The 453-nt window shown below is 66.0% G+C and carries 1 protein-coding gene; it reads left to right on the top strand.

Annotated elements, in window-relative coordinates:
• Positions 1 to 453, top strand: a 453-nt coding sequence (locus V7787_RS52920; protein ID WP_336095467.1) for a hypothetical protein, incomplete at both ends; no start/stop codon positions are given.

Raw genomic sequence — 453 nt, 5'->3', positions numbered from 1 at the left:
CCGAGCACCATCACCGGCACCAGCGGTTCGGCCACGGTGACCAACGCATCGGTCAGTGCGGGTGCTTACACCCTGTCTGAAACCAACCAGCCCGGTTACACCGCCGGCACCTACAGCTGCGTGCTCAACGGCGGCGCAGCCACGGTGGCGAACTCGATCACCCTGGCCGGTGGCGACAACGCCACCTGCACGATCGACAACAACGACCAAGCCGCGACGCTGACCCTGGTCAAGACGGTGACCAACGACAACGGTGGTACCGCCACGGTCAGCGATTTCCCGCTGACCGCGACCGGCCCGAGCACCATCACCGGCACCAGCGGTTCGGCCACGGTGACCAACGCATCGGTCAGTGCGGGTGCGTACACCCTGTCTGAAACCAACCAGCCCGGTTACACCGCCGGCACCTACAGCTGCGTGCTCAACGGCGGTGCGGCGGTTTCGGCCAATTCG

The organism is Pseudomonas sp. CGJS7 (genome assembly GCF_036961695.1).
This window is presented reverse-complemented; position numbering and strand designations above follow the sequence as displayed.